Source organism: Streptomyces albospinus (assembly GCF_014648695.1).
Taxonomy (GTDB): domain Bacteria; phylum Actinomycetota; class Actinomycetes; order Streptomycetales; family Streptomycetaceae; genus Streptomyces; species Streptomyces albospinus.
Window position 1 is genome coordinate 19,603 of record NZ_BMRP01000009.1, and the last position, 14,464, is coordinate 34,066.

Annotated in this window: 13 protein-coding genes; 6 read left to right on the forward strand and 7 right to left on the reverse strand. The window is 74.3% G+C overall.

Annotated features, from left to right (window positions below; genetic code table 11):
* Positions 1-33 precede the first annotated feature (33 nt).
* Genes IEZ17_RS14480 through hutU form a run of 3 tightly spaced genes read right to left on the reverse strand, consistent with a single transcriptional unit; the run spans position 34 to position 4,291 of the window.
* On the reverse strand, positions 34-1,389 hold the full coding sequence (locus IEZ17_RS14480) for a formimidoylglutamate deiminase (protein ID WP_189300154.1): 1,356 nt from the start codon (positions 1,387-1,389) through the stop codon (positions 34-36).
* Positions 1,380-2,597, reverse strand: coding sequence for an allantoate amidohydrolase (locus tag IEZ17_RS14485; RefSeq protein ID WP_229852287.1), 1,218 nt, complete (start codon positions 2,595-2,597; stop codon positions 1,380-1,382). Before IEZ17_RS14485 ends, IEZ17_RS14480 begins: the two co-directional genes overlap by 10 nt.
* A gap of 29 nt (positions 2,598-2,626) precedes the next feature.
* The gene (hutU, locus tag IEZ17_RS14490) at positions 2,627-4,291 is read right to left on the reverse strand and encodes a urocanate hydratase (RefSeq protein WP_189300156.1); all 1,665 of its coding nucleotides are present in this window, start codon (positions 4,289-4,291) and stop codon (positions 2,627-2,629) included.
* 217 nt (positions 4,292-4,508) lie between these two features.
* Here hutU and IEZ17_RS14495 point away from each other — a divergent pair, with 217 nt between their 5' ends.
* The 5 genes from IEZ17_RS14495 (at position 4,509) to IEZ17_RS14515 (ending at position 8,766) form a co-directional block, all read left to right on the forward strand.
* Positions 4,509-5,030: a hypothetical protein gene (locus IEZ17_RS14495; protein ID WP_189300158.1), complete on the forward strand. Its 522-nt coding sequence runs from the start codon at positions 4,509-4,511 to the stop codon at positions 5,028-5,030.
* Positions 5,027-5,389 carry a transcriptional regulator gene (locus IEZ17_RS14500; protein WP_189300160.1) on the forward strand — a complete coding sequence of 121 codons (363 nt, stop codon included), beginning with the start codon at positions 5,027-5,029 and terminating at the stop codon, positions 5,387-5,389. The genes IEZ17_RS14495 and IEZ17_RS14500 overlap by 4 nt, the downstream gene beginning before the upstream one ends.
* A gap of 8 nt (positions 5,390-5,397) precedes the next feature.
* On the forward strand, positions 5,398-6,381 hold the full coding sequence (locus IEZ17_RS14505) for an ABC transporter ATP-binding protein (RefSeq protein ID WP_189300162.1): 984 nt from the start codon (positions 5,398-5,400) through the stop codon (positions 6,379-6,381).
* Between the two features lie 2 nt (positions 6,382-6,383).
* A complete protein-coding gene (locus IEZ17_RS14510; RefSeq protein ID WP_373299827.1) occupies positions 6,384-7,340 on the forward strand; it encodes an ABC transporter permease in 957 nt (318 codons plus the stop codon).
* Positions 7,341-7,431: 91 nt separating this feature from the next.
* Positions 7,432-8,766, forward strand: coding sequence for a type III PLP-dependent enzyme domain-containing protein (locus IEZ17_RS14515; RefSeq protein ID WP_189300163.1), 1,335 nt, complete (start codon positions 7,432-7,434; stop codon positions 8,764-8,766).
* Positions 8,767-8,803: 37 nt separating this feature from the next.
* Here the strand turns inward: IEZ17_RS14515 and IEZ17_RS14520 are convergent, their stop codons facing one another.
* Entirely contained in the window at positions 8,804-9,811 is a 1,008-nt protein-coding gene (locus IEZ17_RS14520) for a MurR/RpiR family transcriptional regulator (RefSeq protein ID WP_229852268.1), read from the reverse strand.
* A 227-nt stretch (positions 9,812-10,038) separates the two neighbouring features.
* Positions 10,039-11,532, reverse strand: coding sequence for an aromatic amino acid ammonia-lyase (locus IEZ17_RS14525; RefSeq protein ID WP_189300164.1), 1,494 nt, complete (start codon positions 11,530-11,532; stop codon positions 10,039-10,041).
* A gap of 344 nt (positions 11,533-11,876) precedes the next feature.
* Between IEZ17_RS14525 and IEZ17_RS14530 the strand changes: the two genes are divergently transcribed.
* Positions 11,877-12,239, forward strand: coding sequence for an STAS domain-containing protein (locus IEZ17_RS14530; protein WP_189300166.1), 363 nt, complete (start codon positions 11,877-11,879; stop codon positions 12,237-12,239).
* Here the strand turns inward: IEZ17_RS14530 and IEZ17_RS14535 are convergent.
* Positions 12,227-13,249: a sigma-70 family RNA polymerase sigma factor gene (locus IEZ17_RS14535; protein ID WP_189300168.1), complete on the reverse strand. Its 1,023-nt coding sequence runs from the start codon at positions 13,247-13,249 to the stop codon at positions 12,227-12,229. The genes IEZ17_RS14530 and IEZ17_RS14535 overlap by 13 nt on opposite strands.
* A 147-nt stretch (positions 13,250-13,396) precedes the next feature.
* Positions 13,397-14,449: a LacI family DNA-binding transcriptional regulator gene (locus tag IEZ17_RS14540; RefSeq protein ID WP_189300170.1), complete on the reverse strand. Its 1,053-nt coding sequence runs from the start codon at positions 14,447-14,449 to the stop codon at positions 13,397-13,399.
* Positions 14,450-14,464 lie beyond the last annotated feature (15 nt).

Below are 14,464 nucleotides of genomic sequence, written 5' to 3' on the forward strand. Positions count from 1 at the left end.
CGGCGGCGCGGGCCGGGTGGGGTGGGGTGGGGGTCAGCCGCGTACGGCGGCGATGGAGTCGGCGAGGGCGGTGGGCACGTCGGGGACGCGTGTGTGCACACCGTCCCGGACGATCTGCCGGCCGCCCACGATGGTGTGCCGCACATCTGCCGCGGAGGCGGCGAATACGGCCGTCTCGGCGCCGAGTCGGGGCAGCGGTCCGGCAGTGCGTACGGAGTCCAGCGCGATCGTGGTGAGGTCGGCGAGCGCGCCGGTCTCGATGGCGCCCGCGTCGTCCCAGCCCAGCGCCTGATGGCCGTCGGCGGTCGCGGCGCGCAGCAGGGCGGCGGCCGTCCAGTGCCCGCGGGTGCGGGTGCGCAGCCGCTCGTCGAGCTCCATGGCGCGGGCCTCTTCGAGCAGGTCGATGACGGCGTGGCTGTCGCTGCCGAGGGAGAGCGGGCTGCCCTCGGCCTGGAGCCGGACGGCCGGGCCGATGCCGTCGGCGAGGTCCCGCTCGGTGGTGGGGCACATGCAGACGCCGGTGGTGCTGCCGCCGAGGAGGGCGATGTCCTCGTCGGTGAGGTGGGTGGCGTGCACGGCCGTGGTGCGCGAGCCCAGCGCGCCGTGCTCGGACAGCAGTTGGGTGGGGGTGCGGCCGTGGGCCGCGCGGCAGGCGTCGTTCTCGGCGGTCTGCTCCGACAGGTGGACGTGCAGCGGTGCCCGCCGCTCCCGGGCCCAGTCGGCGACGGTGCCCAACTGCCCGGCGGGGACGGCGCGTACGGAGTGGATGGCGGCGCCGATCCGGGCGTGCTCGCGGCTCTTGAGGGCGTCGGCGCGCTCCGCCCAGGCGTCCGCGGTGCCGTCGGAGAAGCGCAGCTGGTGCCGGTTGGGCGGGTCGCCGAAGCCGGCGGAGAGATAGGCGGTGTCGAGGAGGGTGATCCGGATGCCGGCGTCGGCGGCTGCCGCGATCAGCGCCTCGCCCATCGCGTTGGGGTCGCCGTAGCGGGTGCCGCCGGGCGCGTGGTGGAGGTAGTGGAACTCGCCGACGCAGGTGATGCCGGCGAGCGCCATCTCGGCGTATGTCGCACGCGCGAGGGCGTAGTAACTGTCCGGGGTGAGCCGGTCGGCGACGCCGTACATCACCTCGCGCCAGGTCCAGAAGGTGCCGCTGCCGACCTGGACGGTGCCGCGCAGCGCGCGGTGGAAGGCATGGCTGTGGGCGTTGGCGAGCCCGGGGAGCGTCAGCCCGCGCAGCGCCTCCGCGCCCGGTGGCGGCGTGGGCGTCCCGGTGCGGACGGCCGTGATCCGCCCGTCCGCCACCTCCACGGCCACGCCCGGCTCGACGTGGGTGCCGAGCCAGGCGTGCTCCAGCCAGTACGTGATCGGTGTTGCCTGCGGCGTCAGCGGCACGCCAGCCCCTCCAGTACGTCGGCGAGTGCGGTGACCCCGGCGACGCAGTCGTCCTCGGTCGCCGCTTCGGCGGGCGAGTGCGAGACGCCGGTGGGGTTGCGGACGAACAGCATGGCCGTGGGGACGGTTCCGGACAAAATACCGGCGTCGTGGCCGGCGCCGGTGCCGAGGACGGGGACCGGCCGCTCCCGCTCCTTGCCGAGGATCGCGCCCAGTTCGTCCCGCAGGGCGTGCTGGAACTCCACGACCGGGGTGAAGGATTCCCGTACGACGCTCAGCTCGACGCCGTCGCGCGCGGCGCGTTCGGCGGCGGCCTGCTCGATCCCGGTGATCACGGTGTCCAGGCTGTCCTGGCCGGCGGCGCGGGCGTCCAGCCAGCCGCGGACCAGCGAGGGGATGGCGTTGACGCCGTTCGGCTCGACGCTGATCTTCCCGAAGGTGGCCAGGGCGCCGGCCAGCCGGGCCTGCTCGCGGGCGGCGAGCACGGTCGCGGCGTAGGAGAGCATCGGGTCGCGGCGGTCCTCCAGGCGTGTGGTGCCGGCGTGGTTGGCCTCGCCGCGGAAGTCGAACCGCCAGCGGCCGTGCGGCCAGATGGCGGAGGCGATGCCGACCGGGTCGCCGGACAGGTCCAGGGCGCGGCCCTGCTCGACGTGGAGTTCGACGAACGCACCGATGGCGGCGAGCCGTTCCGGGTCCGGGCCGATGGCCTCGGGGTCGTATCCGGCGCGCTCCATGGCCTGCGGGAGGGTGACGCCGTCGCCGTCGCGCAGCCGGTGCGCGGCCTCGGGGGTCAGCGCCCCGGCGGCGAGCCGGGAGCCGACGCAGGCCAGGCCGAAGCGGGCGCCTTCCTCGTCGCCGAAGTTGACGACGGCCAGCGGCCTGCCGAACTCCGCTCCCCGCCGCCGGAGTTCGTCGAGCGCGGCGAAGGAGGAGACGACGCCCAGCGGGCCGTCGAAGGCGCCGCCGTCCGGTACGGAGTCCAGGTGCGAACCGGTGACGACGGCCTCGCCGGGGGCCACGTCCCGATAGGTGGTCGCCCCGAGCCAGGCCCACTGGTTGCCGTTGCGGTCCAGTTCGTAGGCCAGCCCGCGGGCCTCGGCCTGCGCCCGGAACCACGCCCGGCAGTCGCCGTCCGCGCCGGTCCAGGCGAAGCGCCGGTAGCCCCCGGAGGAGGAGTCGCGGCCGAGGGGCCGCAGCTCCTCCCACATCTCGTGGAACGAGTTCGCCACAGGGGGTGTCACGCGCCCTCGCCCTCGCGCATCGGGATGCGGACGCCGCGCTCGGCGGCCACCTCTTCGGCGCGCTCGTAGCCCGCGTCGACGTGCCGGATGACGCCCATGCCGGGGTCGTTGGTGAGCACCCGGCGGATCTTCTCGCCGGCCAGCGGCGTGCCGTCGGCGACCGTGACCTGGCCGGCGTGGAGGGAGCGGCCCATGCCGACGCCGCCGCCGTGGTGCAGCGAGACCCAGGAGGCGCCGGAGGCGACGTTGACCATGGCGTTGAGCAGCGGCCAGTCGGCGATCGCGTCGGAGCCGTCCTTCATGGCCTCGGTCTCGCGGTAGGGGGAGGCGACGGAGCCGCAGTCGAGGTGGTCGCGGCCGATGGCCAGCGGCGCCTTCAGGGTGCCGTCGGCGACCATCTCGTTGAACCGCTCGCCGGCCTTGTCGCGTTCGCCGTAGCCGAGCCAGCAGATGCGGGCGGGCAGGCCCTGGAAGTGGACCCGCTCCCCCGCCAGCTTGATCCAGCGGGCCAGCGACTCGTTCTCGGGGAAGAGGTCGAGGATGGCGCGGTCGGTGGCCGCGATGTCGGCCGGGTCGCCGGACAGCGCCGCCCAGCGGAACGGCCCCTTGCCCTCGGCGAAGAGCGGCCGGATGTAGGCGGGGACGAAGCCGGGGAACGCGAACGCGCGCCCGTATCCGGCGAGTTGGGCCTCGCCGCGGATGGAGTTGCCGTAGTCGAAGACCTCGGCGCCGGCGTCCATGAAGCCGACCATGGCTTCGACGTGGCGGGCCATGGACTCGCGGGCGCGCTGGGTGAAGTCGGCGGGCTTGTCCGCCGCGTAGCGGGCCATGTCGGCGAAGTCGATGCCGACGGGCAGGTAGGCGAGCGGGTCGTGGGCGCTGGTCTGGTCGGTGACGATGTCGATCGGGGCGCCCTCTGCGAGCATCTGCGGGAGGAGTTCCGCGGCGTTGCCGAGCAGGCCGATGGAGAGCGGCCTGCGCTGGTCGCGTGCCTCGACGGCCAGTTGGAGGGCGTGCTGGAGGCTGTCCGCCTTCACGTCCAGGTAGCGGTGCTCGATGCGGCGCTCGATGGCGCGCGGGTCGCAGTCGATGCAGATCGCGACGCCGTCGTTCATGGTGACGGCGAGCGGCTGGGCGCCGCCCATGCCGCCGAGCCCGGCGGTGAGGGTGATGGTCCCGGCCAGCGATCCGCCGAACTTCTTGGCCGCGACCGCCGCGAACGTCTCGTAGGTGCCCTGGAGGATGCCCTGCGTCCCGATGTAGATCCACGAACCGGCCGTCATCTGGCCGTACATGGTCAGGCCGAGGGCCTCCAGGCGGCGGAACTCCTCCCAGTTGGCCCAGTCGCCGACGAGGTTGGAGTTGGCGATCAGCACCCGCGGTGCCCATTCGTGCGTCTGCATCACGCCGACCGGCTTGCCGGACTGGACGAGCATCGTCTCGTCCTGCTTGAGCGTGGTCAGGGTGCGCACCATCGCGTCGAACGAGCGCCAGTCCCGGGCGGCCTTGCCGGTGCCGCCGTAGACGACGAGTTGGTCCGGATGCTCGGCCACCTCCGGATCGAGGTTGTTCTGGAGCATCCGCAACGCGGCTTCCTGCTGCCATCCCCGAGCACTCAGTTCCGTACCGCGCGGTGCCCGCACGGGTCGCGGTCCCGACATGGGCCGTGCCTCCCTGTACATCGAATGGATTGAGCTATTCACATCTTGACTTCGCTGAATAGCGCTAGTCAACAGGGCGCAGTGGACGCATTTCGACTTGCCCGCCAGGAAAGCCGGTGCTAACTTTCCCAGTAGGCAAGTAAACGCGGGGGCGGTCCGGCCTGATCCGGTCCGACGCGCCCCGGCGGTCCAGCAACGTCTTCGGGGAGGCGATGGCATGACCACCACGGTGGACGCCGAGCGGGCCTGGCAGGATCTCCAGCGGATCCGGGTGCCGCAGGAGCGGGTGTACGACGAGATCGAGCGGTCCGCGCACAGTGATCCCAAGGTGACCTACGTCATGGCCGCGGTCATGTGGGTCTTTCTCGCCACCATGGGGCTCAAGCTCCCGGGGTGGTGCCTGTGGCTGACGCTCGCCGCCTATGTCGGCACCCTGGGCAGCCTGGCCGCCGTCTACAGCCGCCGCGCCCGGATGCGGCTGCACCGCTCCCGGTACAGCTGGCGCTCCTACGCCACGTTCATCGCGGGCATGGCCGTCACCGGCGGCACGATCCTGCTCTCCGACAACCTGGCGGACGCCTTCGCCCTGCCCTACCCCAGCCTGATCACGGCCACCGCCGCAGCCGCCGCGTTCGTCCTCTTCACGGGACCGGCGAACCGCTGGGCGGTCAGCCCGCTCCGTGAACGAGCGCTGCGCGGCCACGCCACACAAGCCATCCACGAGGAGGCGGGCCTTTGAGCACCCCCACGGGCTTCGACGAACTGATCCATCCCTCCACTCGGTTGTCGGTGGTGGCCCTGCTGGCCGCCACGGAATGGGCCGAGTTCCCGTTCATCCGCGACAGCCTCTCGCTCAGCGACTCCGCGCTCTCCAAGCAGCTGCACACCCTGGAGGAGGCCGAGTATCTGGAGATCCGCAAGGAGGGCGGCGGGCGCAAACGCCGCACCAAGGTACGGCTGACGGCCCGCGGGCGCACCGCCTTCGAAGGCCATGTCGCCGCTCTCCGCGCCATCGTCGAGGGCGCGGGCCCCGCGGCGGCGCAGCAGACGGCACAGCAGACGGCACCCGAACAGCAGCACGCGGAGGCGAGCCGATGACCGGCACCATGACCAGTACCCCCACCACAGCCGCCGGATCCCGCCAATCCGTCGTCTCCGCACGGGATGTGCGGATGTCGTACGGCAGCACCGAGGTGCTCCAGGGCGTCGACCTGGACATCCACCGCGGGGAGATCTTCGCCCTGCTCGGCCCCAACGGCGCCGGGAAGACCACCACCGTCGAGATCCTGGAGGGCTTCCGGCAGCGCTCCGCCGGCGAGGTCCGGGTCCTCGGTAAGGACCCGGCGCACGCCGACGACGCCTGGCGCGGCCGGATCGGCCTGGTGCTCCAGTCGTGGCGCGACCACCGCCGCTGGCAGGTCGCCGAGCTGCTCCAGCACTTCGCGACGTACTACCCCGATCCGCGCGACCCGGAGGAGCTGCTGGAGCTGGTCGGCCTCACCCACCGGGCCCGGCACCGGGTCGACCAGCTGTCGGGCGGCCAGCGGAGGCGCGTCGACGTCGCGCTCGGCATCATCGGCCGCCCCGAGCTCCTCTTCCTGGACGAGCCCACCACCGGCTTCGACCCCGAGGCGCGCCGCGAGTTCCACGACCTGGTCGAGCGGCTGGCCCGCGACGAGGGCGTCACCATCCTGCTGACCACCCATGACCTGGCCGAGGCCGAGCGGCTCGCCGACCGGATAGCGATGCTGGTCAACGGCCGTATCCGGATCTGCGGCACACCCGCCGAGCTCGCCCGGCGGGCCGCCGCCCAGGCGGAGGTCCGCTGGACGGCACCGGACGGCGCCCCGCGCCGCGAGCGCACCGCGGATCCCTCCCGGCTGGTCTGGGAGCTGCACCGCGAGACCGACGGGCCGATCGCCGACCTGGAGGTCCGCCGGCCGACGCTGGAGGACACCTATCTGCACATGGTGCACGAGCACACCGCCGGCACCGCCGGCACCACGGACGCCCGGGACGCCGCGGACGCCGGGACCGCTGACGACACAGCCCTGGTGGGCGCCGGGACGGGGGAGGAACGATCCGCATGAGCATGAGGGAGACGGACATGACGGCGGGGCCGGAGCGGACCGCACGGGGCGGGACCGGTGCGACGGACGGGGCGGGCGCCCCGGGGCCGGCCCGCGCCCGCGGCCGGCGGCTGCGCTCATGGCGGGCGGGGCTGCGGCGTGGCGGTATCGAGGTGCGTCATCTCCTGCGCAACCGCAAGGAGTTCGTCAGCTACCTCAGCAATGTGGTGGTCGCCCTGATGGTCGCCTCCTTCATCCATGACGACCTGCCCGGCACCCATATCCCCGCCGCGCATCTGACGATCGCCGGGTTCGCCGCGTATCTGCTGTTCCAGGTGGGGCTGATCAACCTCCCGCAGATCCTGGTGACCGAGCGCGACGAGGGCACCCTGCTGCGGCTGCGGGCCACGCCCGGCGGCATACCGGCCTATCTCGTCGCCAAGTCGGTGCTGATCGTCGTCATGGCGGTGGGCATCATCACCGTCCTGCTGGGCGCCGCCGCGCTGCTGGTCAACGGGCCGCTGCCGCACAGCCCCGGCGGGTGGCTGACGCTGATATGGGTCATCGCCCTCGGCCTGCTCGCCGTCGTGCCGCTGGGCGCGGCCATCGGCGCGGTGCTGCCCAACGCCCGCGAGGCGCTGGCGATGATCATGCTGCCCGCGATGGCGCTGCTGGTCACCTCGGGGGCGATGTTCCCGATCGGCCGGCTGCCGGTGGTGGTCCAGGACGTGGCGTCGTTCTTCCCGCTCCGGTGGATGGCGCAGGGCGTGCGCTCGGCCCTGCTGCCGGACGCCGCGCGGGCCGTGGAGCTGTCCGGCTCCTGGCAGCTGCCGACGGTCGCCCTGGTGCTGGCCGGCTGGGCCGTCGCAGGCTTCCTGCTCGCCGTCCCGCTGCTGCGCCGCGCCGCCCGCCGCGAGTCCGGCTCCCGGCTGACCGAACGCCAGGGCAAGGCGCGCATGAGCGGCGCACTCACGACGTAACGCGCCCTTTCGGCACCGCGGGCCGGTGCGGCGGCGAGCCCACTCCCGCAGCCCATGGCGCGACCCCCCTGCGCAATGATGGAGTTGAGCCATGACCTTCACGGACCGAGACCGTGCCGTTCAGGCAGCCATTGCGCAGGGGCTGGTCAGCCCGAGGCAGCCCGTGGCCGGGTTCCTCGACATCGCCGGCATCCGCAGATCGGCCGCCGAACTCCGCTCCGCCTTCGAGGAGTTCACCGCTCCCGGCACCCCGGTCCTGCACGCCTTCGCGGTGAAGGCCGCCTCGCTCGTGCCGGTGCTCAGACTGCTCGCGCAAGAGGGGCTCGGCTGCGAGGTGGCCAGCCCCGGCGAGCTGGCGCTGGCCCGGGCCGCCGGAGTCCCGGCCCGGCACACGGTCCTGGACTCCCCGGCCAAGACCCTCGCCGAGCTCCGTGAGGCGCTCGCCGTGGGCATCGCGGTCAACGTCGACAACCACGAGGAACTGGCCCGTATCGACCGGATGATGGCCTCGGCCCCGTCCAACGCGCCGATCGGGCTGCGGGTCAATCCGCAGCTCGGCGGCGGCGCCATCGGCGCGATGAGCACCGCCACCGACACCTCCAAGTTCGGCGTCCCGCTCCGTGACGCGGGCGCCCGGGACTGGATCGTCCGGGCCTTCCTCGACCGCCCGTGGCTGACCCGGCTGCACGGCCACGTCGGCTCCCAGGGCATGCCGCTGGAGCGGATGGCCGAGGGCGCACGGGCGCTGTACGAGCTCGCCGAGGAGGTCAACGAGAAGGCCGACCGGGCGCAGATCACCACCCTGGACATCGGCGGCGGCCTGCCCGTCAACTTCTCGTCCGACGCCGTCACCCCGACCTACCGCGAATACGCCGCACTGCTCCGCTCGGCGGTCCCCGGGCTGTTCTCCGGACGCTACGGCCTGGTCACCGAGTTCGGCCGCTCACTGCTGGCGAAGCACGGCACGGTCCTGGCCCGCGTCGAGTACGCGAAGTGGGCCGGCGGGCGTCCCATCGCGCTGACCCACGCCGGCGCCCAGGTCGCCACCCGCACGGTCTTCGCCCCCGAGTCCTGGCCCATCCGGGTCGCGGCCTACGACGCCACCGGCCGTCCCAAGACGGGCGCCCCGGTCCCCCAGGACATCGCGGGCCCGTGCTGCTTCGCCGGCGACCTGGTCGCCGAGAACCGCCCGCTGCCGCTCCTGGAATCCGGCGACCACGCCGCCCTCCTGGACACCGGCGCCTACTACTTCTCCACCCACTTCGCCTACAACTCCCTGCCCAGGCCGGGCGTTTACGGCTATGCGACCGCCCCGGACGGCAGCGTCCGCTTCGCCACCGTCCGCACTCCGCAGACCCTGGAAGAACTCACCGCGGAGAGCGGCGGCGGCCATGCCGACGAGCTGCGGAGGCTGGGGCTGGGGTGACGGCCGCCGGCGGCCCGGCCGGCACCGGCCGCGCGGCTCACTCCACGAACAGGCCGCGCGCCGCCGCCTTCGCGTCGAACTCCTCCAGGCGGGCCTGGGCGTCCGGCAGGGCGTCGCACATGGCCTCCAGGAGGACGCGGCCCAGGAGCATGGGGGCGCAGGCCGTGTCGAAGGCCAGACCGGTGCCGACCGGCGCCGGCAGGAGCAGGTCGGTGTGGCGGGCGACGGGGGCGAAGGCGCTGTCGGCGACGGTGACGACGGTCAGGCCGGCGGAACGGGCGTACTCCAGCGCGTCGACGACCTCGCGGGGGTGGCGGGGCAGCGCGAAGCAGATCAGGGCGGTGGCGCCGGCGCGTACCGCGGCGTCGACGCGGTCGGTGAGCATGGTGCCGCCCTCGTCCAGGAGCCGGACGTCGGGGTGGACCTTGCGGGCGAAGTAGGCGAAGCCCGCGGCCTGGGCGGTGGCGGCACGCAGCCCGAGGACCGGCAGCGGGCGGGAGGCCGCGAAGAGCCGGCCGGCCTCGATCACCGGACCGGGGTCGGCGAGGGCGTCGGAGAGATGGCGGAGGTTGTCGATCTCCGCCTGGACGGCCTGCTGGTACTCGTTGTACGCGCCGGTGTCGCCGGGCTTCTCGGCGGGGGCGACATCGCGCAGATGCCGGCGCAGCGCCGGGTAGCCGTCGAAACCGAGGGCGACCGCGAAGCGGGTGACGGACGGCTGGCTGACACCGGCCAGTTCGGCGAGTTCCACACTGGAGAGGAACGGCGCGTCGGCGGCCCGCCGCACCATGCAGTGCGCGATCCGGCGCTGGGTGGGCGTCAGCCGGTGCCCCTCGAAGAGCCGCTGGAGGCGGGCGGCGGTCCCGGTGGTCCCTGTGGTGGCGGTGGTGTCAGTGATGTCAGCGGTGGCAGTTCTGTCCAAGGGGGCGTCCCGCTCCGCGTCGCCGGCCGCACCGGGACGCACCGCTTCCGCCGTGCCGGCCGGCGCCGGGTCCGTACGCGTCTCGTCGGCCGCGGCGGTGCGGCCACCGTTGTCCCCGCTCATCGCCTCTTCTTCCCGCCCCGGTCAGGGGCCTTGTCGTATGTCGACCGACTGTACGGAACTCCCGGCCCGGACCGGTGCCGGATACGCGCCGGGAGCCGGATCCGGCCGGTTCCGGGCGCCTGGTCCAGGAGGCCCGGACCGCACCCCGCGAGCGGACCGCACCGCGTACGGCACCCGCCCGTAACGCGTCGGCCCGCGCGCGCCGCCCGCATCGCCTCGCCCACCTCTCAGACCTCCGCCAGCCGGTCCAGCAGCGCCCCGGCCACCGCCACATCCTCCGTCAGCGGGCGGTCCGCCATCCGGGCGTCGAGGGCCCGGGCGGCGACCCGGAAGGCGCCGGCGAGCGGGACGTCCGGCTCGGGCTCCAGCGACCGCAGGCGCAACGCCCGTACGGCGGCGACGAGTTCGCAGGCGAGAACGTGCCGGTAGTGGCCGCACGCGCGCAGGGTCTGGCGGGCGGCCAGGGAGGCGAAGCTGGCCTGCTCCTCGACGCCCCGCGAGAGGACGGCGTCGCCGAGGGAGGCCGGATGGGAGACCGCCCGCAACTCGCCGAGGGCGGCGCCGGCGGCGTATTCGAGGATCATGACGCCGGAGCTGGCGGGGGCCGTGTCGCCCAGGAAGGGGCGCAGCCGGGTGAGGTCCGGTTCGGAGAGCGCGGCGAGCCGGGCGGTGGAGAGCCGGGCGGTCTGGAGGACGGCCAGCCGGAAGGCGTCCAGGGCGAGCGCGGTGTGCGCGGCGTAGAAGTTGCCGTGGTGGTAGGCGGCCTGGTCCTCGACGCTGATCAGGGGGTTCTCGGCGGCGGCGTTCAGCTCGACGGTCAGTACGGCGTCGAGCGCCTCGGCGGCGTCCAGGGCCGGGCCGTGGATCTGCGGGATGCAGCGGAAGCCGTACGGGTCCTGGATGCGGCCCAGCGGCGGGGCGGGGCGGGCGGGGACGCCGGACAGGGCGCGGATGCGGGCCGCGGCGGCGGCCGAGCCGGGGTGCGGACGGGCGAGCATGACGGGCTCGGCGAACGGTTCGTGGGAGCCGCCGACGGCGAGGAGGGAGAGCGCCGCGACGGTGAGCGCGGCGGCCATCAGGCGGCGCAGTTCGTCGAGGGCGAGCGCGGACTGGCCGAGGGTGAGGGCGTTGCTGCTGATCAGGGCCAGCGCGTCGTTGTTGTCGAGCGGGATGGCGGCGGGCGGGTGGCCGCCGGGGGCGCAGTGCCAGGGGTGTTCGCCGGCGAGCGCGAGACCGGTCTGGGCGAGGGCGGCGAGGTCACCGGTGCCGACCGCGCCGTATTCGTTGACGACGGGGTGCGCGCCGGCGTCCAGGGCGGCGAGCAGGGAGGTGATGACGGCGGGGTTGAGGCCGGCGCCGCCCGCCAGCAGCTGGTTGGCGCGGACGGCGAGCATGGCGCGGACCTCGCGGCCGGGCAGCGGGTCGCCGATGGCACCGGCGTGGCTGCGCAGCAGGCGCAGACCGTGTGCGGCGTCGCCGGCCCCGACGTCCTCGGTGCGGTTGGCGCCGACGCCGGTACTGCGCCCGTAGACCCGGCCGGTGGCGGCGAGCCGGCGGGCGGTCTCCCAGGACTCCGCGGCGCGGGCCAGTGCCTTGGGGTCCGGGGCCGCGGGGCGGGCGGTGCGCTCGGCGAGGGCGGCGACATCGGCGGTGCGCAGCCCGCTGCCGTCGAGCGTGATGCGCCTGCCGGTGTCCGGCACGGGGGAAACCACAGGGCTCAACTCCCTCTCCCTATCGCCGTTTGCGGACGCGGGCCGGCTGCCTCGTTCCGTACGGTGAGCGGATGGGCAGGGGCGGAAAGGGCGCCGTGACGGGCGGTGTCACCCGCGCCCCACCCACCCACCGACCGGTATTCACTCACCTAAGACTCTGCATGACACTATGCAGGACGGGCAAGGGATATTGAGGGGTGCGGCGGCGACGAGCCGCAGCGGGTGTTCCCCGGACGGTCCGACGGGCCCGCTGCCCGGCGCGCCGATGAGTTCCGCGCCCCCCGGCGGTCTCCCTGTCGTCAGGTCCGGAGCCCCGCGCCCGGAGCCCTCCGCACGGCGACAGGAGGCCGACCGTGCCGCCCCCGCCCCGCTCCGTCGTGTGGCACCTCGGCCCGGCGATCGGCGCCGCCGAGATCCCGGCGCTGTGCGAGCGGCTGCGCCTCCTGCTGCGCGCGCATCCCGGTACGACGGTGCTCTGCGACGTCCGCACGGTCACCGCCCCGGACACCGCCACCGTCCAGGCGCTGCTCCGCCTCCAGCTCACCGCCCGCCGGCTCGGCGGCCGGGGCATCCGGCTGTGCCACGTACCCGAAGCGCTCGGGCTGCTGCTGGCGCTGACGGGGCTGGCCGAGCGCTGCCCGGCGGCGACGGCCCGGAGGACTGACCCGGGGCACCGCCGCCGGCGCCGTACGGGCGGGCCGCGTCAGCCCTCGTAGCGCATCGGCAGCCCGAACAGGGGGAACAGCCGCTCGGTGTCCAGGAAGGAGTTGAGCGCGGTGATCCGCCCGCCGGCGATCTCGACGACCTGGATCGCCCAGGGCTTCCCGTCCGCGCGGTACTGCCCGAACGCCGGCATCCCGTTCGCGGACAGCGGCACCAGGCGCGACCCCTCGCAGCCGCAGCCCGGCCCCCGCATCCACGCGATGACGTCCGCCCGGCCGCGCAGCCACAGCTCGTACGGCGGCATGGAGAGCGTGGAGTCCTCGTGGAGCACGGCCGTCAGCGCCGCCATGTCGAAGCGCTCGAAGGCGTCCACATAGCGGTTGAGCAGCGCCTGCTGCGCCTCGTCGAGCGGTTCCGCCGGGGCGGCGTCGGCGGAGGCGGCCAGGGTGGCGCGGGCCCGCTGGAGCGCGCTGTTGACCGAGGCGACCGAGCTGCCCAGCAGCTCCGCGACCTCGCTCGCCGACCAGCTGAGCACCTCCCGCAGGATCAGCACCGCCCGCTGCCGGGGCGCCAGCCGCTGGAGCGCGGAGACGAACGCCAGCCGGACCGACTCCCGGGCGACCGCGGTGTCCGCCGGGTCCCCGGCGCGGGCCAGCACCCGCTCGTCGGGCACCGGTCCGATCCAGGTCGTCTCGGGCAGGCCGGTCCCGATCGGAGTGTCCACGCTCGACGGGGACGCGAGATCCATCGGACGGGCGCGCCGCCGGCTGCCCTTGAGCAGGTCCAGGCAGACGTTGGTGGCGATCCGGTACAGCCAGGACCGCAGCGACGCCCGGCCCTCGAACCGGTCGTGGCTGCGCCAGGCCCGCACCATCGTCTCCTGGACGGCGTCCTCGGCCTCGAACGCGGACCCGAGCATCCGGTAGCAGTAGCCGGTCAGCTCCGTCCGGTACACCTCCAGCCGGTCAGCCAACTCCCCCGGCGCCGGCTGCCGTTGCGCGCCGTCCGGCGCCGCGTCCCGGACCGCCGCGGTGTCGTGCGCGCTCGTCGTGGACTGCTTCATGAGGACCTCGCCATTCCACCCGTCTGCCGGCCGCCGGCAGGCGAGCCGCACGCTACCGGAGGGCGGGCGCCGGTCCGCTCCCGCGACCGGCCGCGCGCGACCGGTTCCGTACGGGCCGGGGGCTGTCCGACGGGGCAGGGCCGGGCCCTACGCATCGCCCGGCGCCCGCAGGGCCGAGCCCCGCTCGGAGAGGCGCGGGGCGCACAGGATCCGCTTGCGGCGGACCCGGCGGCCCTCGATGGCGGCCACGGCCAGCCGGGCGGCCTCCTTGGCGATCCCGGTCAGCCCCCAGTCGACGGTGGTCAGCGGCGGGGTGAGGACCCGGGATACCGGGTGGTCGTCGAAGCCGACGACGGAGATGTCCCGGCCGACGGCCAACTCGGCCTCGGCGGCGGCTGCGTAGACGCCGTACGCGATGGAGTCGGAGAAGCAGAAGACGGCGGTGGGCGGGGCGAGGTCGGCGGGGCCGGTCCGGGGGCGGCCGGCCGGGCTGTTGGTCAGCACCCGCCGGGCGACCCCGGTCGCCTCGCCCAGCTCCTGGGCGCAGGGCACGACCTGGACCTCGATGCCCAGGCGGTCGGCCGCCTGGCGGACATAGACGTCGGCGGGGCGGTCGGGGGTGGAGGGGCCGGTGGGGGTCAGCACGGTGACCCGGCGGTGGCCCAGGCCGCGGAGGTAGTCCAGTACGGCGTCGATACCGGCGCGGTTGTCGAAGAGCACCTCGCCCGCCGTGCGGGCCTGGCTGAGCGCGTCGCCGATGGAGACCACCGGCACCGCCTCGGCGATCTTCGCCCAGCCCTCGGCGGACGGGTCGACGGGCGAGACCAGCAGGCCGTCGACGCGCTGATCGCGCAGCTGCTTGGCGAGGGCCAGTTCGCGTTCCGGGTCGCCGCCGGCGTCGAGGATCAGCGCATAGCGGTCGCCGGCCAGCAGCTCGCGCCCTATGGCCGCCATCAGCTGCTGCTGCCACAGGTCCTGGAGATCGCCGGCCAGCACGCCGACCGTGCTGGTCCGGCCGCTGGCCAGGGCGCGGGCGATCGGGTCAGCTTCGTAACCGAGTTCGGCGGCGGCCTTGCGCACCCGTTCCTCGGTCTCCTTGGAGACGTGCTTGCCGCGCAGCGCGTAGGAGACGGCGGCGGTGGAGAGGCCGGTGGCCTCGGCCACCTCGCGGAGGGTGGTGCGCTTGTTGGGCCTGGCCATGTCCGGAAGCCTACC